Annotated in this window: 16 protein-coding genes; 11 read left to right on the forward strand and 5 right to left on the reverse strand. The window is 37.8% G+C overall.

What is annotated here, in order from left to right:
• Nucleotide 1: 1 nt before the first annotated feature.
• On the forward strand, nt 2-4,525 hold the full coding sequence (locus BUC06_RS14630; protein ID WP_073334755.1) for a TonB-dependent receptor plug domain-containing protein: 4,524 nt from the start codon (nt 2-4) through the stop codon (nt 4,523-4,525).
• A 166-nt stretch (nt 4,526-4,691) separates the two neighbouring features.
• Here BUC06_RS14630 and BUC06_RS14635 read toward each other — a convergent pair whose 3' ends face one another.
• The 4 genes from BUC06_RS14635 to BUC06_RS14650 all read right to left on the reverse strand — a co-directional run bounded on the left by BUC06_RS14635 (nt 4,692) and on the right by BUC06_RS14650 (nt 10,436).
• The gene (locus BUC06_RS14635) at nt 4,692-6,083 is read right to left on the reverse strand and encodes an MFS transporter (RefSeq protein ID WP_073334756.1); all 1,392 of its coding nucleotides are present in this window, start codon (nt 6,081-6,083) and stop codon (nt 4,692-4,694) included.
• 3 nt (nt 6,084-6,086) lie between these two features.
• A complete protein-coding gene (locus BUC06_RS14640) occupies nt 6,087-6,731 on the reverse strand; it encodes a uridine kinase family protein (protein WP_073334757.1) in 645 nt (214 codons plus the stop codon).
• 70 nt (nt 6,732-6,801) lie between these two features.
• The gene (locus tag BUC06_RS14645) at nt 6,802-7,923 is read right to left on the reverse strand and encodes a glycoside hydrolase 100 family protein (protein ID WP_073334758.1); all 1,122 of its coding nucleotides are present in this window, start codon (nt 7,921-7,923) and stop codon (nt 6,802-6,804) included.
• A gap of 95 nt (nt 7,924-8,018) precedes the next feature.
• Nucleotides 8,019-10,436, reverse strand: coding sequence for a TonB-dependent receptor domain-containing protein (locus BUC06_RS14650; RefSeq protein ID WP_083564084.1), 2,418 nt, complete (start codon nt 10,434-10,436; stop codon nt 8,019-8,021).
• A gap of 226 nt (nt 10,437-10,662) precedes the next feature.
• Between BUC06_RS14650 and BUC06_RS14655 the strand changes: the two genes are divergently transcribed.
• The 4 genes from BUC06_RS14655 (at nt 10,663) to BUC06_RS14670 (ending at nt 17,620) form a co-directional block, all read left to right on the forward strand.
• Nucleotides 10,663-11,649 (forward strand): LacI family DNA-binding transcriptional regulator, encoded by a 987-nt coding sequence (locus tag BUC06_RS14655; RefSeq protein WP_073334759.1) that lies wholly within the window; start codon nt 10,663-10,665, stop codon nt 11,647-11,649.
• A gap of 388 nt (nt 11,650-12,037) precedes the next feature.
• The gene (locus tag BUC06_RS14660) at nt 12,038-14,830 is read left to right on the forward strand and encodes a SusC/RagA family TonB-linked outer membrane protein (RefSeq protein WP_073334760.1); all 2,793 of its coding nucleotides are present in this window, start codon (nt 12,038-12,040) and stop codon (nt 14,828-14,830) included.
• Between the two features lie 11 nt (nt 14,831-14,841).
• A complete protein-coding gene (locus BUC06_RS14665) occupies nt 14,842-16,254 on the forward strand; it encodes a RagB/SusD family nutrient uptake outer membrane protein (protein ID WP_073334761.1) in 1,413 nt (470 codons plus the stop codon).
• Nucleotides 16,255-16,456: 202 nt separating this feature from the next.
• Nucleotides 16,457-17,620, forward strand: coding sequence for a cytochrome-c peroxidase (locus tag BUC06_RS14670; protein ID WP_073334762.1), 1,164 nt, complete (start codon nt 16,457-16,459; stop codon nt 17,618-17,620).
• 100 nt (nt 17,621-17,720) lie between these two features.
• Here BUC06_RS14670 and mdlD read toward each other — a convergent pair whose 3' ends face one another.
• Nucleotides 17,721-19,040: an NAD(P)-dependent benzaldehyde dehydrogenase MdlD gene (gene mdlD, locus BUC06_RS14675; protein ID WP_073334763.1), complete on the reverse strand. Its 1,320-nt coding sequence runs from the start codon at nt 19,038-19,040 to the stop codon at nt 17,721-17,723.
• Nucleotides 19,041-19,415: 375 nt separating this feature from the next.
• Between mdlD and BUC06_RS14680 the strand changes: the two genes are divergently transcribed.
• The 6 genes from BUC06_RS14680 (at nt 19,416) to BUC06_RS14710 (ending at nt 23,451) form a co-directional block, all read left to right on the forward strand.
• Nucleotides 19,416-19,919, forward strand: coding sequence for a GbsR/MarR family transcriptional regulator (locus BUC06_RS14680; RefSeq protein WP_073334764.1), 504 nt, complete (start codon nt 19,416-19,418; stop codon nt 19,917-19,919).
• A gap of 69 nt (nt 19,920-19,988) precedes the next feature.
• Nucleotides 19,989-20,333: a hypothetical protein gene (locus tag BUC06_RS14685; RefSeq protein WP_073334765.1), complete on the forward strand. Its 345-nt coding sequence runs from the start codon at nt 19,989-19,991 to the stop codon at nt 20,331-20,333.
• 7 nt (nt 20,334-20,340) lie between these two features.
• Nucleotides 20,341-20,742 carry a hypothetical protein gene (locus tag BUC06_RS14690; protein ID WP_073334766.1) on the forward strand — a complete coding sequence of 134 codons (402 nt, stop codon included), beginning with the start codon at nt 20,341-20,343 and terminating at the stop codon, nt 20,740-20,742.
• A 484-nt stretch (nt 20,743-21,226) separates the two neighbouring features.
• Nucleotides 21,227-22,039, forward strand: a complete 813-nt coding sequence (locus BUC06_RS14700) for a DCC1-like thiol-disulfide oxidoreductase family protein (protein WP_073334768.1) — start codon at nt 21,227-21,229, stop codon at nt 22,037-22,039.
• Nucleotides 22,040-22,229: 190 nt separating this feature from the next.
• The gene (locus BUC06_RS14705) at nt 22,230-22,685 is read left to right on the forward strand and encodes an SRPBCC family protein (protein WP_073334769.1); all 456 of its coding nucleotides are present in this window, start codon (nt 22,230-22,232) and stop codon (nt 22,683-22,685) included.
• 61 nt (nt 22,686-22,746) lie between these two features.
• The gene (locus BUC06_RS14710; RefSeq protein ID WP_073334770.1) at nt 22,747-23,451 is read left to right on the forward strand and encodes a YqjF family protein; all 705 of its coding nucleotides are present in this window, start codon (nt 22,747-22,749) and stop codon (nt 23,449-23,451) included.
• Nucleotides 23,452-23,473: the final 22 nt, after the last annotated feature.

A 23,473-nucleotide genomic window follows, 5' to 3' on the forward strand; every position in this document is an offset into this window, starting at 1 on the left:
TATGAATTACAAGTTGACATCATCTATCATTTCAATTCTCTTTTTGTGCTCAATAGTCTTTGTTAAGGCACAAAAGGCATTTCATGATTTCGAAAAAGAGAAAACCTATATACAGACCAATCATGTATTTTATAAACCCGGAGACATGATGTACTTTAAAATCTACGTAGTAAAAGGAGAAAATAATCTCCCATCTGAAGATAGTAAAGTGGTCAATTTTGAGCTGATTGAGCCAAGCGGTAGCGTATTTTTGAAATCGAAATATGAGATCAGGAACGGGTATGCAGAAGGTTCCGTTTATTTTGCAGATGATATGAAAGGAGGAATCCATAAAATCAGAACATCTACCAACTGGATGCAGAATGAGGCCGGAAAAAATGGATTTGAAAAAGAAATTACCCTGCAGAAAATAGTTTCACCAAGAATCCTGATGAAGCTCGATTTCCCTAAAAAAGGATATAGTGCAGGCGATGAGGTGACCGCAGATTTTTCAATGAGAAGTCTCAGTAACCTTCCGATTCCGTTTTATGAAGCGGATTATACAGTGATGCACAACGGTGAAAAAGTTTCAGAAGGTAAGCTTGATACCGATAAAGAAGGGAAAAACCTGCTGAAGTTCAGACTTCCTGCTGTTTTAAAATCCTCAGATGCCGTCTTGAATATTAAAGTGAATTTTGATGGTTTTACAGAATCAATTTCACGAAATATTCCTGTTGTTTTAAATAATCTTGATGTAAGATTCATGCCTGAAGGAGGAACATTGGTCAATGGAATAGAGCAGAATATAGCATTCAAGATCCTGGATGAATTTGAAAAACCTGTAGATGCTGTACTGGGAATTTACAATCAGCACCATCAAAAGATAAAAGAAGTATCCGCCTATAATTTTGGGATGGGAAGTTTCTTTTTCACCCCAAAGAAAGAGGAAACGTACTATGCAAAAGTGATGAAGCCTGAAAATATTGTACAGACTTTTGATCTGCCCATCGCAAAAGATGAGGGTCTGGTTTTTAACATCAATAAAGAAAATGGAAAATTGTTGTTCAAACTTTTTTCTTTAAATGAGAAAAATATAACGTTCAAAGGATCTTTTCGTGAAAAGGAAATATATACCAGAGCGATTCAACTGAAAAGCGGATTGAATGAGCTCCAGGTGTCAGAAACGGAGCTGCCATCGGGGATTTGCAGATTTACAGTTTCAGAAAACGACCTACCATTGGCTGAACGTATTATTTTCACCAATGAGAACAGACTAATGAATGTGAAAATACAGCCCGTAAAACAGCACTACCTTCCCAGAGAAAAAGTTGTTTTAGATATTGAAACCACCAATAATCAGGGAAGCCCGGTTCCTGCCAACTTAGCGCTGAGTGTGGTAGATGATAAACTCTGGACTTATGCCGATGACAAACAAAATCATATCATTTCATGGCTGCTGATGGATTCCGAGTTAAGAGGAAAAATTGAAAACCCTCAGTTTTACTTTGACCAAAAAGAAGAAAAAGCTCAAAAAAGCCTTGACCTTGTGATGCTTACCAACGGTTATCGCTATTTTGAAATAATTCCTGAAGTGGTGAAAACCGGGAAGTATAAATACCTGCCGGAAAAGAAGAATACCATTTATGGAGTCGTAGAAGATGAACATAAAACCCCTGTAAAAGCAGACGTTTTTCTGGTAGAGCAAAATTCTAAAGAGAGCAAAATTCTGAAGCAGACTACAGCAGAAAACGGAAAATTTTATTTTTCAGATCTGGACAGAAATCTTTCTTATAAAATTATTGCCAGATCCTTTCTGCCTAAACAGACTGTTAAAGCCAGAATTTTATCTTACAGACTGGATGTTAATCCACTGATCAATCAGAAATTAAGTAACATTGATGTAGAAGAGATCATCAAAGATGCCGAGATCAAAGAAAAATCGAAAGAAGCCAAAGAAATTACGCCACCTCGTGTCAATAGACCAGCAGGCAATAGATCAGATACCATCAGAACTTCTTCCATAGAGGAAGTGGTTATGGTTGGGGCATTTAATATAAAAAACAATCTGGAGGCAGCATCACGAACGACCACTACCACTGTAGAAATTCTAAACCCCAATATGCCCTCTCTTTTGAGCGGAAAAGTTGCCGGATTGCAGATTGTAGGAGCGGACAGAATGCCTAATCAGGGAAATGTCCGGATAAGAGGAGCATCCTCTTCCACAAATAAAACGCCCCTGTTCATTGTAGACGGTGTTCCGGTTGACAATTTTAATACATTAGTCAATACCAATGATATCAACAGCATTACAGTCCTTAAGGATGCAGCTGCAACGGCAGTTTATGGAAGCAGGGCTGCAGACGGTGTAGTGATCATTAATTCATTTAAAGACAATAATTCAAAAACGAAGTTTGACATCACTCCAAAGTCTTATTTTGGTATAACATCAGTTCCGCCAGACAGTCTTACAGAGTACAGACCAAGCAGACAATTTTCCTATCCGGTATATCCCTCAACAGCTACCTCATACCGCTTCGATTACCGGGAAGCATTGTATTGGAATCCGGTGGTAGAAACTGATAAAAACGGAAAGGCAAAAGTAGAATTTTATAATTCCGATGCCAGTTCAGCATTCAGAATTATGACGGAAGGGGTTTCCTCATCAGGACTTTTAGGAAGAGATGAAACTACGTATGCAGCACAAAGCCTGATCTCGATTGATGCTAAAATTCCGCAATACCTGACCAGAACGGATCAAATTACGATTCCGGTTGTGATTAAAAATAATTCTTCGGAAACTAGAAAAATGGTAATGGATGTTATCGTTCCTAACCATGTTACATTAATGCAATCCGACAGTGTAATTACTTTAAAACCTCTAGAATCCGGAAGATTATGGGTCCGTATAAAAACAAACAATACCATCAACTCCAATATTCAGTTTACGGTAAGATCAGGAGATTTCCGCGAAACGATGATTCTTCCTTTTAAAGTAGAAGAAAAAGGATTTCCTCACTACCATTCCATTATCGATAATAGCACAGGGACTAAGACCGTCAACATTCCGGATTATATCAACGGAAGTTTCTATTCCTCTTATTATGTTTTCGAGAATTCGACATTCCAATTATTTGAAGATCTGGAAAGACTGAAAAAAGAACCTTACAGCTGCTTTGAACAGCTGTCTTCAACCATCTATCCTAATATTTTTATACTGGATTACATGAAATCTGCTGGAAAGATCAACAGTGAGAATCAGGAGCTTGTCATCAGAAATATGAAGAAAGGTTTCCAAAAACTGCTGAGCTATAAAAATAAGGACGGAGGTTTCGGATATTTCAGCAACGGTTCGGAATCTGATGTATCTCTTTCTGCGTTTGCCTTATTAGAGTTTTCATATCTGAAAAAATATGTAAACATAGATCCTAAACTGATTCAGGGATTATCGTCATTTATTTTATCGAAGAAAAACAGAAATGGACTTTTTGAAGTAAGAAAAACATACGAAATGAATGAAGCCTACTCAGAGTATTCATGGTCAAGAAATATGTACGTCCTTTATGCGCTGTCTAAAACAGGTTTTAAAAATGAACTGGAAGATTCCTATCAGGTTATGCTTAAAAGAGTTTTGGCCTCAAAAGATTCCTATCAGCTGGCATTATTGGGCAATGCATCCGCTCATCTTGGAAAAGATAAAGAATACCACCAGATCATGGACCTTCTGAACAGTCAGTATGAAAGTAAAAGGATACAGTCCAAAGCCACTTTTACAGGTGCGTGGGGAAGATCCGCAGATGCAGAAACAATGTCTCTTTACATGATGGCACTTCAGAAAGATGAAAAATTAAATCAGATGAAAATAGCGGAGACTGCAGATCAACTGATGGATTACAACGGATATTATGGATTTGGCTCTACGCAGGCAACGAGTCTCGCCATAGAAAGTTTATCTGGTTTCTTTTCTAAAAATGAGAAATTATTTGGTAAGGAAAAACCGGCCATAAGGATCAACGGAGCAGAAATCAAACCTGGTAATAGTGCTGGATCTGCTTTTCAGTCGGGAGAGAACAAAATAGATGTGAAATATCCTGATAAAAATGGCTTGCCCTATAAACTGGAATATGAGTATTATACTCTGCAGGCTCCGGAAAGAAAAGACCTCTCTGTGACATTGGATACCCAATTGAAATCGGCAATTTCAAAAGTAGGGGAGACCAATCGAATGATCATTACTGTAAAAAACAAAATCAATGGGCCGCTGCCGATGGTCACTGCAAAAATCGGAATTCCTGCCGGATTGACTTTGCAGAATGCTTTGCTGAAAGATCTCATCGATAAAAAACAGGTTTCTTATTATGAAATTTTCGACAACTATCTCGTGCTGTACTGGGAACACTTTGATGCCGGAGAGAAGAAAATCATCAATCTTGACCTCAAAGTAGAATTTGCTGGAGAATATACAGGGAAATCAAGCAATGTGTACTTGTATTATATGCCGGAAACCAAATTCTGGAATCAGGGAATATCTGCAAAAATTGAGGAATAAATTAGTTTTTCAGTAGTATTGTCAATTGAGATCAAGATAATTAAACGCTACCGGGAGGATAGGAATTATATACTTCAAAGGTCAGATGAAATGATAACACTGAATTTAAATAATTCTAAGCGTTCATTCATTTATTTTTTTACCCGTGAAGTATATAATTACCCAGCTATTTTTTCATCTTGATGTAGGTTACGGATATAGCTGCCAATAAGAATAGTATCCCTGCTGTAAGAATAGCATAAGAAGGATTGTTATGAAGAATATTTTTATAGATAAAACCAAACGAAATGGTCTGTATCAGCATCGGAACAACGATCATCATATTGATAACGCCCATATAAACACCTCTTTTCTCCGAAGGGATAGAAGGGGAAACCATCGAATAGGGCAGTCCCATCATAGATGCCCATCCGATTCCAAACAGGACCATAGGGAGTAATATTAAAAATTCATTTTTGATAAAAGGTAATACCAGCAATGATAATCCGGTGGCAAAAAGACAAAAAGCATATACTTTTTTTGATGAAAATTTGACTGCAAATGGAATCAGAATAAGCGCTGAAATCATCGTAATGAAGTTATAAAAACCATTCATCAGACCCGTCTGTCCTACCGCTGTTTCAGCCAGGTGAACAATATTTTTGGCCCACGACAGGTCGCTGTTCACAATCGCTGATCCGTTTTTTGAGAGTTCCAGAATATGGCTCGCCTTTTCTTCATCATTTTCTGAAACTCCATAAAGCGTCTGTTTGATCATAGGAGTCACAAACTGCCAGTAACAGAAGAGTGCATACCATTGAAATAGATAAACCAAAGCCAGCTGCCAGAGTATTTTGGGCATATTCACAATCGCTTTGAAAATATCGATGAAGGGAGTGAACACGGTGCTGTTTTCCCGCTCTGCTTTCAGTTGAGCAAGTTCTTCATCTGTGGGCGGAATTTCAGGTGTTTTATACACCGACCAAACCACGGAAGCGATAGAGCAGAAAGATCCCAGAAAGAAGGAATAATATACCCATTTCGGAATTCCTCCCGATTCTGAAGTACCCCCTAAATACTTCTGAAAAACGAATAACGATAAATTCGCCAGCGTAATGCCTGCTCCTACAAAAAGACTCTGCATCTGAAAACCATACGTCTGCTGTTCTTCAGGAAGTTTGTCCCCGATAAATGCCCTGTAAGGTTCCATCGCTGTATTGTTGGCTGCATCCAAAATCCATAGCAATCCTACCGCCATCCATATCGTAGAGCTGAAAGGAAAAATGAAAAGTGCCAGACTGCAAAATACAGCTCCCAGTAAGAAGAACGGTTTTCTGCGTCCCCATTTTGGGCTCCATGTCTTATCACTGATAGCCCCGATCAGAGGCTGAATAAGCAAACCGGTCACCGGTCCTGCCAGATTAAGAATCGGCAACTGCTCTGCGTGGGCTCCCAGAAAAGAATACAATGGATTTACAGCAGTCTGCTGCAGTCCGAAACTATACTGAATGCCGAAAAAACCGACATTCATATTCCAAATCTGCCAGAAACTAAGTTGGGGAATTATTCTTTTTGTCATGGTTTAGGGCATTGTAATTTGATAGTTTTTGTCAAGGATTAAGTTCGCCTTATCCTTGAATTTGCTGATAATATGATGTTCAATATCAAGTACCTTTTCTATGAAATCACTTTGTTCATCACGGTTTCTCTTCATTCTGTTTTCATAGGTGTCTTTATAATTACGGTCAATAAAGATACTGAAGTCAAAATCATCGATATCCAGTATATATGTTCCTTCAATGATCAGGACCTGAATAGCATCTGTCTTTATAGTTTCTGTAGCAATAGAATTAGCCTGATAATCAACCAAAGGTTTTTCAATACTAATTTTTCCGGCCTTAAACTGCCTCAGATTTTCCTGGATACGGTGCAGCTGAACCTCCTGGGTTCCTACATTGTCTAAACTCTTCTGACGATTTTCATGATTGTTTTTTGGAGGAAGTGTAAAGTAATCATCCATCTGGAGTACCAGACTGCTGACTCCACTTTGTTCCATTACCTTCTGCAGCGCAAAAGCAGTGACAGATTTTCCGCTCCCGCTTTCACCACAAATCCCGACAGCCCATTTATAGTCATCATTTAAAGCAAGTGTTTGCTTTATAATTTTATAAATATTTTCCGCTGTATGCAAATGCTTTTCCTGCAGTTCTATAACATCTCCAATCATCTTTATTTTCGTTTAGTCATTAATTTAATTCTTTGTGGTATTTTGACAACATTAGGGGTGATGAAGTGTTTTAAACCGTCATCAGTAAGTACCCAGATGCTGAAAAACATAATTGATCAGTCCCTAAAGGCAGTAATTGATCCGTAGAGTAATACTCTTTAAAACGGGTTCCTTTTTCTTCAAGAAGCTGTTCATATTGGCTTAAAATTTTATTGGGAATTTCGTCAAATCCTCTTTTTTTCAAACCAAGACAAAGCCAGCCAAGATAAATGGGCCAGGATCCACCATTATGAAAATGGTAGGGTTCATTTTTAAATTGATAACTGTAATTGTTTTCTAATAATTTCCAGTCTGAATCTCCAGGAAAAATGACAGGATAAAAAACAGGAAGCATCCAGTGCTTAAACTCTGAATTTAATTGTTCTAAGAAATGAGTAAAAGCATCCATATCAAGCTCAAAACCAAGGAGAACCGCAAGGGCATTTCCAGCAAGATCGAAACGTTCATCATAACCGTTTGCATTAAGAGAAGCCCATAAATAAGGCTTTTCCGTTGCTTTCTGATAAGCAGTCTCATGATGTTTTGTTTCATGAGAACTGTTTTTCCGGAAATTGTTTTCAATGAGTTTCTTTGTTGCGGCAGCCTGCATGGCCAGATCAGAGTCATCATACACTTTTGCGGCGTTCTTCAGCGCCCAGTATCGAAGGACGTTATCATAAAGAACATATCCGGAAGTGACGTATTCATCCGCCCAGTTCCCCCCCAATGGGCTGTACAAAAGTCCTCTTTGGTTAAACTCCCAGGTTTTGAGACATGAAAGAGCATTGTAAATGTTATGTTGTATTGTGTTTTTTAATGAATCGTTTTTACAATGCTCAATATATTCACAAGCCCCGATAATCCACCAGATTGTAGCATCTGTTCTTCCTACAAGCGTTCCATAACTTGCTTTTTCACCATAAACATTCGACGGAATCTGTCCGTTTTCAGCCTGATGTTTGGCCAGGGTCAGAATAGACTTTTCTAAACCATCAATGATGATTTGGTTTTGAATCAGTATGCCTGCAATTCCGGTCATCATAGAATCTCTTGACCAGACTCTAGCATAATTGTCCCGCTGTTCGGATGATGCTAAGATCCCTTGTTCAGAGATCGATTGGTATATAACTTCTAAGGCTTGTTGCTTTAACATATCATTTTTATAAAGTGGAGTCTTTCTGTTAATTCTGATGAAAGATCAAATTATCATGAATAAAATTTCTTTAAATCGATAATGAAATTACTTATTTAAAAATCGAATTTTACACTTGCCGCAAAAGTTCTTCCCGGTAAAGTTCTTGCTCTGATAATTCCGTTAGTTCCCACCATGGAACCTTCTTCCGCTTCAGTAATAGCCAGTGAATTAAAAATATTATTGGCATTTACATTTAGCGTCAGATTTTTCAAGAGTCGGTAGGCGATGTATGGATTTACTAAAGCATAGCCCGGCATCACCAGTTTGTTAACGTCCTGAGTATAGGCTTTTGTAGATCCTACCACAAAGAAACCAAGGCTAAGCTTATCAATATTCACATTAGGATTAATAGAGTACATGAATTTTGGCGTTCTTCTGGGCGTATTTCCTACGATCGTTTTATCAATGGCATCTTTAATTTCAGCATGAGTATACGTAAGACCGGCTTTGATATCAAAGTATTTGTTGATTTTGTAAAATCCATCAAATTCTACCCCCATGGACTGGTATCTGTTTTCAGTTCTTATCTGAGTAGTAGCTTCATAGTTGGCTTCAATGGTTTTAGCATAGAAAAGAGTAGTATTCAGGAAATAATTCGCTGATCTTAATTTGTATCCCCCTTCAATCTGGTTGACCTTGTTTACTTTTACAGCATCCAGAGCAGGATCATCATTGTTCGTGTAGTTATATCCTGCAAACAAAATCCTGTCTGCAGAAGCGCTTCCTCCCTGACTGACTCTTGCAAAAAATGCGTTATGAGAGTTGATGGTATAATTGGCTCCAAAAGAGTATCCAAAAATTCCGTACCGGTAATTTACAGGTACAGTTCCGTCCACTACAGCAACTGACTGTTCAGGAGTTTCAATCGTTCCGTTTTGGTTGACATCTATCGTGCGCATCGTGTTTTGCGTGCCCGAGAAACTTCCGGATACTTTTCCGAAATCATACCTTGCCCCTAAATCCAGGGTAAGATTTTTAACAACATTGATTTCTACCTGCGCGTGAGGAGCAATGACTGAATATTTGGTGTCGTAGTTCCTGTTTACACCTCCCCAATCCGGCACTCCGTAATGAAGCAGTCCGCTATCAGTAATTTTCGTTCCTGTAGGGCTGATCACATCGACCAATCTGGCGTTGTTGTCAGAGACTTCCATGAGATACGTATTCCAGTTCCACGAAAGATTGATGTTCTGACTGCTGTTATAGACTCCCGCATTCAGTTTTGCCTTATCCCATTTTTTGGAGATATTCAGGTCACTGAAAAAATTGTTAAGGTTATTCAGTTGGGTATTGAACAAAACCGTTTTCATATATTTTGCATTGCTGTCTACTGCGGTGTTGGTTCCTGCATATACGGCACTTCCATACCCTGCAATGGATTCCAGAATTTCAGCTTTACTTCCTACTGAAGCTGGAAACGGAGCCAAAAACTGTCCGTCATTCGCAGCATATCTTGCTTTTTCTTCAAGTTTCCATCCGGAGCCCAGGTCATAATTAAACTCCAGACCAACAGTTTTAGATACAGAATGCATTCCGTCGCGGATGTCACTTTTTAAGACCTGTCCGTTTCCACCGATGGTAAGATCATTTCTAAAATTCGAAGACTGTAGCGCCCCGGTTAAAATATTATAATTGCTCAGAGAAGAGTAGTCAGGGTTAGAATCCGAACCGGAAACAGCGATGGGCATTGGCATGTAGGCCGCAGTACGGTCATCCAGATATTTACCATAAATTCTGATGCTTCCTTTTTCGAACTTTTTGAGTAGAGACAGTCGGAACTGACCTCCGTTATTGGATATATATCCTGTTTTTCTTGGCCCGTCTCCACCTCTGTAGAATCCACCGACTCCTATGAAATAATTATTTCCAAGAGGAGTTCCGTAATCAACATCAGTTCTGAAGTTTTTATAATTAAGACCTACCTGCTGGGTAATACTTCCTCCTTGTTTTTCTCCGGTTTTGGTAATAAAGTTGATAATCCCTGCCGGTGAGTTAGAAGCAAAAACAGATGCTGAACCTCCTCTTAGTGCTTCAATTCTCGAAACAAAAGAGTCAAATCTGGTAAACTGATCCTGTGTACCGAAAGCAATATCTCCGAATTGCATCACCGGAAGCCCGTCTTCCTGTATCAGTAAGTATCTTGATCCCCCTGCAGACACAGGAACTCCTCTTACCGTAATATTAGAATTGCCTTCTCCGCCGGAAGATTCTGCACGGATGCCCGGAATGGTTCTGAAAATCTCAGCGGTAGTCCTTGGAGCGGCATTGATAATATCTGCAGGCTTTAAAGTAGAAATAGAAGTACTCGTTTTAATGGAAGCTTTTGGATTAGAGTTACCTGTAATCACTACTTCATCGATCATTTTGTCTTTCACAGAAGTAGAATCTGTTGTGGTACTTTGAGAGAACATAAAGGCTGCGATATTCATCGTTCCGAAAACGAGCAATTTTTTAATCACATTTGCTTCCATAATTTTTTGAGTTTTTGTTTATGGCCTAAAAGTATTTTTTTTACCCTATCAAAAAGTGATTTTAATAAGCATGTGAACAGATTGTGAATGGCAAACGATTGTGCAAACGTTTGCGGTTAGTAAGTTATTTTAAATTTAACATTTTGTTAACTTTTTTACCGTTTTTATTTAACGTTCTTTAATAAAAAAATAACGCAAAAATATTCATAATTTCTCCCAATAATTTATGTCACTTGCCAAAATGAAACGAACGACCATAAAAGACCTCGCTGAAATGCTTCATATAAGTGCTTCAACTGTTTCAAGAGCTTTGAAAGATCATCCCGATATCAGCAGTTCTGTAAAACTCAGGGTGAAGGAAGCCGCGGAGACATTTAATTATGTTCCCAATGATTTTGCGATCAATTTCAGAAAGAAATCTTCTAAAGTGATCGGACTCATTGTTCCGGCCATCTCCATGTTTTTTATCCCGTCTATTATCAAAGGGATTTCTTCGGTACTCAATAAAGAAGGATATCACTTTTTCATTTTATCTTCTGAGGATTCCTATGAAGAGGAACTGGAAAATATTCAGACCTGTATCAATTCTAGGGTGGACGGAATTCTTATTTCTTTAACTAAGGAAACCAAGGATTTTAAGCATTTTCAGAAAATTGATGAAATGGAAATCCCCGTGGTCATTTTTGATAAAATCATTCCTCAGGATATTTATGATTCCGTGGTGTTTGACAATGAAAAAAATGCTGAATTATCTGCTGAGAAACTTATTCAGCAGGGTTGTCAAAAAATACTGGCCATTTTTGGAGATGAAAGCCTTGAAATTACACAGACCAGAAAAACATCTTTCTTAAAAAAAATAAATACTTCCCCTGAAATTCAATATAAGACGATATTTTGTGAATCGCCGGAAATTGTGAAAGAACAATTGGAGGTTATTTTGGAACAGGAAAGTTTTGACGGTTTTTTTGCGATGAGTGATGAAACTCTGGCCGGACTTCACAGCTGTCTTATTAAGCGAAATCTCAATAATACCAATATCAAAGTCGTGGCCATCAGCGAAGGAAAGCTTCCGAAATATCTTGATGAATCTTATGAATATGAGATCAATGATGGCTATCAGATGGGAATCATTGCAGCTTCCAGGTTACTCAGTATTATTCACAAAAATAACGATGATCAGAGTAGATCATTGCCGAAAACACAGTATATATAAATGGAAAGCTTGGGGGGTGAAATAATGAAATCCATTCTGTAATACCTGAAATTAAAATAGATGCAGGAGTGATGTCGTAGAATTGATGTGATTTTGATTCCTCATCTTATCACCCCTTAATTCATGACATACATCATATTGATTCAGAATGAAGCACTAGTTTCTTTTAATAATAATTACTTACTTTTGCGCCTTAATTTTATTAATTCTAAATAAAATAATTTAAAAACAGCCATTGACTGTGCCGTGATACACGAGAGTAGAGATTGGATATTCAAAATAAGCTAAATGATGATGGGCAGCTTGTTTTAGAATCCAATGGTAATCCTGTTTTCTATTGATACAGATCACCAGGCATGGGTTAATCGATTACATTTCTAGTGTTAAAATGAAGAAAATTGTTGCCAGCGTACTGCTTATTTGTGGAGTAACTGCTGTAAAAGCCCAAATTGTAAAAAAGAAAGATCAGGATTCTTTGAACTCAAAGATGATTGAAGAAGTCATTATTACTTCGTCTTACGGAACCCACAAGCTTAAAGAGGAAGTGGTAGGATCTATTGTTACCCTAACAGAAAAGGATATCGTCACCAGTCAGCCTTATGAAAGTATTGATAAGATGATTATTGGGCTTACTCCCGGAGTACAGATTGTGAATAATCCGGAATTGGGGAAGCCTGTAAGCATTAACATTCGTGGACTTGGATCTATGGTGCCTATCAGTGGCTTTTTAGGGACTTCTACACAGCCTCTCATTGTGGTTGATGGGATCATCATGAGAGAGGATAATCCTTTTCAGGATGCTTTTTTTGATGGAGGAAACAATGCGGAGATGAACATCAACCCCCTGGCAAGATTTAATTCGGATAATATTGAGAGTATTAATATTCTAAAAGACGCCGCGGCAGTATCGCTTTATGGTGCTGAGTCAGCGAATGGCGTGATCCTGATTACCACTAAAAAAGGACGAAAAGGAAAGCCCAGTTATAGCATCAGTTCTCAGTTCGGAGTATCCCAAAGCATTAATAAAATAAAATATCTGAATGGCCAGCAGTATGCCAAGCTGTATAACGACTATTTGAAAAATAACAGTGCTACCAGTCCTGGATATGCATGGAACGGGACGGATGTAAACTGGTTTGATGTCATGAATTCAAATGGTGATTTCTTCAGAACTAACTTTACCGTGAGTGGAGGGGGGAAATATTTAACCTACCGCGTTGGACTGGATTATTCTAAGAATAATGAATCAAAAGTAATGAATTCTCTTGAAAAAAAGGGAATTGATGCAACCATTGGATTTAATTATAAAAAATTGAATATCAGTCTGTATACTGCCTACAACAACTTCTATAAACAGCAGCCTAATACTTATTTTAACTTTATACTGGCTCCGGACAGAGCTATTTATGGTCCAAACGGTGATTATGCCTTATCAGGAAACAACGGTATTCCTAATCCTTTAGCTGCGGCCAATCAGAATATGATCAATGTTGATAATAATTCACTGCTTTCAAGTCTCAATGCGAGCTACGAACTGGCAAAGGGACTAAAAGTAAGTACATTATTCGGAATGGATTTTTCAGAAAAAGAAAATATAGATTGGAAATCCGGAGTGAATCAAAGCGGTATTGGAAATAATATTAACGGAAGAAGCAGATTGAATAAATCTGATGCCTTAAAGTGGAACTGGAGTATGCAGGCGCTGTATGAAAAAGATTTTACACCTAAACATCATACTGATTTTCTGTTAGGTATAGAGCTAAGACATAATAAAGACTTTAAAGAAGTACATAACAGCAGCAATTTTTACAATTATACCAATTATCAATATCCATGGAACAGTATTGGAAGCTATACTTATAAAACACTTACCCAGATCAATAGCGGGAGAAGTATTTTTGGGCAGTTTAACTACGACTACAACAAGAAATACTTTTTGTCTGCCAGCATCAGAAGAGATGAAAGCTCTACTTTCGGGCCTGACACCAATGCTTCATTAAATGGAGGAATCGGCGCTTCATGGCTGATCTCAAAAGAAAATTTACTAACAGATAGTTCATGGTTAAGCTTCCTGAGACTTCGTTCTTCATGGGGTGTTACCGGAAATTCCAGAATAGGAAGCTACCGCTCTTCGGGGCTTTATAATGTCTATCAATCCGGTTTTATATATGATTTCGATTATTCATACCCAAATAATTCTGCACCTCCGAATGCAAGATTATCCTGGGAAAAAAACGAAAAATGGAATCTGGGACTGGATTTCAGCTTTAAAAAAAAAATCGACTTTACAGTAGAAGTTTTCAGAAACAATATATCTGATATGATTACGAGCAGGGAAGTACCTCTGGAAACAGGCTATTCTTCAGCAGAGATCAACGGTTCTTCCATGTACAATCAGGGGATTGAATTTTCCATGCGTGGAAACTGGTTCAACAGGAAAAACTTCCGGTGGACGACTTCATTTAACATTTCAAGTGTAAAAAACCGTGTAACTGAAATACAGGGTTTTGGAGACGATTTCTCTGTTGCTTCCATTGCCAGAGCTCAGAAAGTGGGCGTTTCAACCTCCGCGATCTGGGGGTATGAGTGGCTGGGAATTAATCCGGCCAATGGACAGGATATCTTTATGGTAAACGGAAAGCCTACAGATGCCAATCAGTTTACGGCAAGTGCTGATACTTATTCCATTATAGGCAATTCTCAGCCGGATCTTACGGGAGGTTTCAGCAATACGATGACTTATAAAAATATAAGTTTATCATTTCTGATCAATTTTGAAATTGGGGGAGATATTCTCGTAGAAGATGAGATCATTGATCAGCATAGAATTCTTCTGAACCGAAATATGAGTGTCAATGCCCTTGACTACTGGACGGGCCCCGGAGACACCAATGCGGTGAACCATATTCCTAAGAGTAATAACAGGGTGATCCCCAACAGCACAAAATTTATTTACGATAATACGTACGTAAAACTTCAGAACATTAACCTGAATTATCAGTTGCCATTAAGCACAATCAGAAACAGATTCATTAAAAATGCAAGTATTTTTATCGACTGTACCAATGTGCTGTACTGGTATAAACAAAAATCGCCTGAAGGCAGAAACGGAATACGGGAATTCAGGTATATGTATCCTGAAATGAGAACCTTCAGTTTTGGATTTAAGGCTAATTTTTAATCTTCACCCTCATGAAAAAAATAGTATTGCTATCAATTTATTTACTTTCTACAATGTCTTGCAGTGATTTTCTGGTACAGGAGCCTGTAGAAGCTATTTCTATCAAAGATCAGCTAAGTAATAAGCAAGGGATTCTTGAATCTCTGAACGGAGCCTATTATCAGTTGCGTTCAAATTACTTTAAGGAAGCCGTTTTTACCTACGGCGATCTTTTATCCGGAAATTTAAAATTTTCACCAAGAACATCGGGAGCAGTGACTGTTGCAACTTCGGTAGACGGAATTTATCATTTTGATGATCTGAAAACGAGCAGTGATCTTGAATCTTTTTACTCCGACAGTTATCAGATCATCAATAATGTTAATCTGATTCTTCAGTATGCAGATCAGCTTCCTGATGCAACCGCTTCAGAGATCAGTGAAATCAAGGCGGAGGCATTATCCTTAAGGGCTTTTGTGCATTTTCAGCTGTATAAATATTATGCGCAAAATTATACCTATACTTCCGATGCTTCCCATTTAGGAATTGCTTACAATACAGCACCTCTCAAAGTAGGCATCGACTATCCCGTCCGGAAAACGTCTGCAGAAACCTTTGCGTTACTTGAAAATGATATTGCTGAGGCCATTGCTTATTTTCAGCCTAACCATGCGATTCCTGCCGGAGTAAAGAAAAACTTTATGAATGCAACAGCTGCAAAAACATTGGCTGCCGAAATATCCTTATGGAAAAACGACTGGCAAAAAGCATACGACTATAGTACCGACGCTATTAACGGTTCAGGACTTAGCCTTACTTCTGCCGGTGAAGTGGCGGGCAACTGGGCATTTTCTGAGTCTATTTTTGAAATAGAGAATACCAGTACCAATGAATTTCCGGCGTATGCTGTATACAGTTATAAGAGTGACGCACAAAGATCGAATTACGTAGCAACAGATGATCTCTATAATTTGTATGCTGCCAGCGATAACCGGAGAAGCCTTTTTGAAACACAAAATATAAAGACCAATCTTACTACAGGCTCATCTAATCTTCCCTATCGCTTTACCAAAAAGTACAAAGGCACCACGACCAGTTTAATCTATCGTTTAAGCCTTCTTTATTTCATCAGGGCGGAAGCGGCTCTTCATTTGGGAAATTCTGCTCAGGCTTTAAGTGATGTGAATACCATAAGAAACAGAGCAGGATTAGGTTCGTTATCTGCCATCACGCTTGATGTTTTGCTGGAAGAGAAAAGAAAAGAGTTTCCATTTGAAAACCAGTACTTCTTTGACCTGATGCGAAATCATAAAAATATTGTAAGAAATAACGGATGTATCTCCACCAGTTGCAGTCCCACTTATCCGAACAATAAGTTTGTGGTTCCTATTCCACAGGCAACCATTAATGTGAATACCGGTATGCAGCAAAATGAAGGATACTAAATTTGAGCTTCACCGGTTGTAAATAAAATAAAAGAGTGGGCATGTCAAAGCAGTCCATGTGTTCAAGAGAGAAATCCTGATCTGGACGATAACAGGTTTCTCTTTAAGTTTCTTTGTTTTAAAGTAGAATAAACAAAATTAGTCAATAGGGCAGCCATATCTCATTTCAGAATGGTTATTTTTGCCGAAAATTATCAAGAAAATGAAGAATGCGGTAAGCTGGGTTTTGGTTTTATTTTTAACCATTTCATTATTAAATAACTGCCTTGAACGCAAAACGTACCAGGAGATCAGTAAAAAGCAGTCTTTTGTTGACCAGCTCAGACAACTGTATTCATCTGGTGATGCTTCATCCTGGCCTAAACCTGTCCTGGATCCTTCAAAACCTGTTTTTACTGAAATCGGGCATTTGCCAAAAGTGGAGTTTCCTGCAGACAATCCTTATTCTGAGGATAAATCAGCGCTTGGCAGAACCCTTTTTTATGATCCAAGATTGTCAGGCTCCAGCCAGATTGCTTGTGCGTCATGCCATGACCCTGAGCTGGGATGGACAGATAATAAAACTTTTTCGTTCGGACATGATCGCCAGCTGGGATCCAGAAACGCAATGACGATCTTGAATATCGCCTACGCCCAATCTTTATTTTGGGACGGCAGAGCAGAATCACTGGAAGAACAGTCGAGAATGCCCATAGAAGACCAGAAAGAAATGCACGAGCATATTGATATTGCCACAGATAAAATTGCAAAAATAAAAGGCTACGAAATCCTTTTTGAAAAAGCTTTCGGTGACAGCAGGGTAACGAAAGAGAGAATCGCAAAAGCCATCTCCACTTTTGAGAGAACAGTAGTAAGTCCACCCAGCAGATTCGACAAATTTATCGATGGACAAAAAGACCTTTTTACAGATAATGAAGTGATGGGACTTCACCTTTTCCGCACAAAGGCCCAATGTATGAATTGTCATAATTCCGGATATTTTTCAAACAATCAGTTTGAAAATGACGGAACCGCTTTATTAGGATCAAAACAGGAAGACTTGGGAAGATATCTGGTCACAAAAGATCCGGCAGATGCAGGGAAATTCAGAGTTCCGTCCTTAAGAGAGATTACCAGAACCGGGCCATGGATGCATAATGGAGCCTTTAGTACGTTGACTGATATACTCACTTTCTACAACAGTGGAAACCCGGAACCTCCTAAGAAAAGATCCACCGTTCATGAAGGTATTACCCTGCATTCTCAAAAATCAGAAATGCTGAAACTTCTGGATCTTACCAAAGAGGAAATTGCACAGCTGGAAGCTTTTCTGGGTACATTAAGTACAAGAACAACGAGACCTGTACCGCCAAAACTACCGAATTAATGACTAAAGCTTACTCTTAATTATAAAATAGATACCCCATTCAAATAGATCTGTCTGTTGACAGAATTTGAATGGGGTATCTCTTAAAGTGATTTCTTTTTTATTTTAATTCCAGTACAGATCTCGTATGGCTGAATGTTTCAAAACTGAATTTCCCATGGTATTTTCCCATACCCGATGTTCCTACACCTCCAAAAGGAAGGAAATGAGCACCGACATGAATCAGGGTACTGTTGATTTCAGCATCACCACTGGTCGTCCTGTTCAATACATCTTCAGCGAAACGGCTGTCTTCTGAGAATATATATAAAGCTAATGGTTTGGGTCTCGAATTAATTTCATCCAAAACAACATTAATATCTGTATAGGTCAAAAAAGGAAGAATCGGGCCAAATATTTCCTGCTGCATCACCGCGTCATCCCAGTTCACATGATCCATTAAGGTTGCTTCAAAATGACGGCTTTCCACATCGTATTTTCCTCCGTAGACTACTTTATCTTCCGCAGCACTTAAATAGCCTGCCAAATGTTTAACCTGCTGCTGAGATACAATTTTTCCGATCTTGCCCAGCGAAGAATCCGGATAGGTCTTATCCAGATAAGCTTTAAACCGTAGAATCAACTCATCTTTGACAGACTCATGTACATAAATATAATCCGGAGCTACACAGGTCTGTCCGCAGTTCATCCATTTTCCTCTGGCAATTCTTTGTACTGTTTTATCCAGGTCTGCATCTTTATGGACAATCGTAGGGGATTTGCCTCCCAATTCCAGGGTAAGAGGAATCAGCTTTTCGGCGGCAGCTTTCATCACAATCTTTCCTACATTAGGGCTTCCTGTGAAGAAAATATAATCTAAATCCAGACTTAGTAAAAGGGTGTTTTCTTCAATCGCTCCCTGGATAACGTTTACATACTCCTGCTGAAAGGCCTCCTGTACAATTTTTTCGATCACCTGGGCTACATTAGGTGTATTTTCCGATGGCTTGATGATCGCTGTGTTTCCAGCGATCAGGGCTCCCACAAGAGGGCTGAACGTCAATTGGACCGGATAATTGAAAGGACCTACGATGTAATTAACACCATAGGGTTGAAATGTAATTTTACTGATCATGTCACTTCCGGAAGAATGCTTAACGGGAGGCAATTCTACAGGTTTTGCCCAATCTTCAAGATGGGATAAACAGTAGTCCAATTCATCTACTACCAACTTTATTTCGGCATATTCCGCTTCCTGTCTGCTTTTTCCTAAATCCGTAAATAAAGCCTCACAAAGATCATCTGTATGGGCAACAAATACTTTTTTGAAATTTTCCAGTTGTTTGATCCTGAAATCAATTGATTTTGTTTGATGTGTTGCAAAGAATTTTTTCTGATTTTGAAACACTTCTATAATGTGCTGTTCTAATTGTGCGTCCATTTTTTTCAATAATTGTATTGGGGATAAATCCATCATTTTTTATGCCATAATTGTATCGGTTTTCGTTTCCTGATTTTTAGAGATTACAGCAAATACAGTTATTAATTCTTTTGTATAAATAATATTAAAGGATGGCTTCATTATGAAAGTAAAAAGAGTTTAATAAACAACAAAAAAAGGATATTTTATTTTTCGTCAATGAGGGAAAATTTAAAAAATATCATAATCAGAAGACCGGAAGTAAAAAGCGTTTTTACGATAGGAAAGAAAGATCATGAAAAGACTAATCAATATCATTTAAAATAAACTTTCAAAAATTATTGAAAATTCAAAAAATATAATTACATTTGTTACAGAAATAAAAAAGAGTAATCAATGAAACTTTCAGAAGCAAAAGAAAAGTACATCCAGACATGGGGGACATTCGCTACCAACTGGGGAATCAACCGTACAATGGCGCAGGTTCATGCACTGCTTCTGGCGAGTGGTAAACCGCTTTCTACGGATGAGGTGATGGAACAGCTGGAAATTTCCAGAGGAAATGCCAATATGAATATACGGGCCCTGATCGATTGGGGCATTGTAAAAAAAGAATTTATAAAAGGCGATAGAAAAGAATATTTCATTGCCGAAAAAGATGTCTGGTATCTCTTTAAGCAGATCACAAAAGAACGAAGAAAAAGAGAAATAGAACCTGTCATTGCTTTTCTGGAAGAACTGAAAAATATTGAAGATCATGATTCGGAGGAAGCCAAAGAGTTCATTAAACTGATGCAGGATTTCAGTTCAGTGACCGGGAAAATCAATAATATTATGGATCTGGCCATTAAGAGCGATGATCACTGGCTGGTAGGAAAGATTACCAACCTGCTTAAATAAAAGAGGATTCAATTCCTTTTTTATTTGAATTTAATTTTCAAAAATTACTGAAAATATAATATTTACAAGATGTTTAATATAGTTTCATACATCATTTTTCTTACCGTTAGCTCTTACATTACCATCGATGTGGGAAGAAGATGCTTTCAGGCCGGAAAGTCTTATCTGGAGTATCTTCTTCATGACCAGGAGATGTGTCTTACCATCAACAGGATTCTTCTCGGATGCTACTATCTGCTGAACCTGGGATATATTGCGGTAAACCTCGCATTTTGGGACCGCGTCAGTTCTATGGAGGAAATCATTGCAGTTACTGTGGTCCGCATCGGATATATCGCTTTGATTCTCTGTGTACTGCATTATATGAACATTTTCACCCTTTATGTTTTAAGGAACAAATTAACATTAAAATAATACCGCTATGACCACAACAGTTCTCACCACGACGTACAATTTTTCAGCGTACATGATTTATTTACCTATTGTCATTGCTATGACCGTGCTGGTATCCCAGTTTCTGTTCAAAAATTCAAAAACGTTCATGATTGATATCTTTCATCAGAAAAAAGATATTGCGTTGGCAACGAATTCTCTATTTAAGATTGGTTTTTATCTCCTGAATATCGGATTCGCTTTGTGCATTATTGAATTTTTCCAGATTGAAACCATAGAGAGACTGGTGGTTGCGCTTAGCAAAAAAATCGGCGGCTTTTCCATTTACCTCGGAATTATGATGCTTTTTAACTTACTGCTTTTCCTGAAAGGTCGTAAACATGCAATGAATAAAGAAAAACTCATCGAAAATGAAAACAATCATCTTTAAAATCTGGATGTACTTTACATTCAAATTTTATCAGAATAAAAGAACAAGAGGAGACTTTCTGAACCTTTAAAACAGATCGCTATGAAAAACTTTATCAAAACAGATTATAACCTTCAGTCTATATTATTTTCCTTATTCTTTATTTTTTTAGTCCTTGACATTTGGGTTTTTGGATCTTTTATATCAGCCGTTATCTATTTTTTAATCGCTCTCAATCATATCATCAGCTCAAATAAAAGATTTTTTTCAAAACAGTACATTAAAACCATCTGGTTTACGGTCTACTACTGGATCAGTATGATTTTTATGTTGAGTTTGCTGTCGTTGTTTCTTCTTTCCGCATTGCCTCTCAAAAATGATTATAGTATCAATTTCGGATACGGTATTTTATGCTTTGGGTTATTTGGAACGCCGGTTCTTGCCATCTCATATTATATCATCTGCTATAACGATTATCAAAAGTTAAATCTAATACAAACTACAAATGAAAACCCTGAAAAATCACACCCTGATCTACGACAATGAATGTCCGATGTGCACGATCTATTCAAAAGCTTTTACCCGATGCGGAATGCTTGATGACAATGGAAGAGAAGCCTTTACAGAAATATCTGCAGCCCATAAATCCATCATCGATTCTACCCGTGCAAAGAATGAAATTGCGTTGATCGATCATCGCAGAAATAAAGTGGTGTACGGATTAGACAGCCTTCTTCTTATCATTGGAAATTCCTTTCCTTTCCTGGAAAAAATAGCCAGAATACAACCTTTATACTGGTTTTTTAAGAAGCTTTATTCATTTATTTCCTACAACAGAAAACAAATTATTCCTTCAGGAAATGATCATCGGGAAGAAGCTTGTGTGCCGGATTTTAATCTCAGATACAGGATCACTTATATAGCATGGGTAGTCATTTTATCAGCCTATGTGCTAAGTGTTTTTTCCGGGAAACTAGGAGTTAATGGAAGTTATAATTTTTGGAGAGAATTTGCAGTATGCATTGGCCAGATTATTTGGCAGGTTGTATTTCTAAAAGCTTATTTAAAAGACAAGATCTGGAACTATCTTGGAAATATGATGACGGTCTCTCTGATCGGAACAATACTTCTGATTCCTGCTTTATTAACGAATTTTACTCCCGTTTTTTATATCATCTATTTCGGAATGGTAGTGCTGATTATGTTTCTGGAACATATAAGACGTTGTAAACTCCTAAAATTGAACTATCTTCCTACCCTATCATGGACCCTTTTCAGAATAACCGCTTTGGCATTTATTATTTGGCTTAGTTTTTAAAAAACTGAAAACAGGAGTCGCACTGATGGTTTTTGTGGAGATTTTGGAGTAGAAAGTAAAGAGTAAAGATAAAAGAGACAAGAGACAAGAGAAAATACATCAGATCATAGACTGGAATGGACTGAACAAATCTTCGTATTTCAAACGCCTGAACTCTTCATCCCATATCCGAACCAAGAAACAACAAACAATGGCTACAATTTATTTAGAAACCCACATCAACGCAGATATCCACAAAGTTTTTGACCTGGCAAGAGATATCAATCTGCATCAGAAATCAACAAGGAAAACGAATGAAAAAGCAGTGGCAGGAAGGACATCGGGCCTTATTGAGAAAAATGAAACGGTCACCTGGAGAGCCAGACATTTAGGCGTTGAACAGACCCTGACCACAAAAATCATAAGCATGGAAAAACCATCTCAATTCACCGATATCATGCTTAAAGGAGCTTTTAAGACCATGAAACATCAGCATATTTTTGAAAAGAAAAATAACAGCACCGTGATGATTGATATTTTTGAATTTGAATCTCCTCTTGGAATACTCGGAAGATTTTTTAATCATATTTTTCTTAAATCCTATATGAGAAGGTTTTTATTAGAACGAAACGAATTAATTAAGGAAACTGCAGAAGCTCATAATTAAAGTGGAATAAACCCAAACTCTGCATCACGAACCCGGAAAATGACCCTAAAACCCAACAAAAATGAACTTCCTGAAAGCCGAATGGCGAAAACTGGCGATTATCAATTATGAAATAGATCCTCATATTCTGGAAAAATATCTTCCGGAAGGCACTGAACTTGATTTTTACCTGGGAAAGTGTTACGTAAGCCTCGTTGGATTTATGTTCTTAAATACCCGGTTATTGGGCGTTTCTATTCCTTTTCACCGGAATTTTGAAGAAGTAAACCTGAGATTTTACGTTAAAAAGAAAGAAAAATATGGATGGAAAAGAGGCGTGGTTTTCATCAAAGAGATCGTTCCAAAATATGCACTCAGCTTCGTCGCCAACTCCTTTTATAAAGAGAATTATAAAACAATGCCGATGAATAATCAGATAGATGTTAATGATGACGAACTGACCGTAAAATATTCATGGAAAGATAAAAGCTGGCATTCGATTCAAATCACGGCTGATACTGCTGCTTTGCCAATGGAAACGGATTCAGAATTTGAATTTATTACCGAACATTATTTTGGGTTTACCAAAAGAGAAAACAAAACGTCAGAATATGAAGTCTGTCATCCCAAATGGGAGTATTATCCGGTTAAACATTATCAGCTGGATATAGAATTCAGTGCGCTCTACGGAAAAGAATTTGCCTTCCTGAATGAGCAAAGTCCTGTCTCAGTAATGCTGGCAGAAGGCTCCGAAATTGAAGTGAAAACCAAAAAATATATTCTGTAATTTTTCTGAAACCACATAAGAT

Origin of the sequence: Chryseobacterium carnipullorum, from assembly GCF_900142785.1 — a bacterium.
Lineage (GTDB): Bacteria > Bacteroidota > Bacteroidia > Flavobacteriales > Weeksellaceae > Chryseobacterium > Chryseobacterium carnipullorum.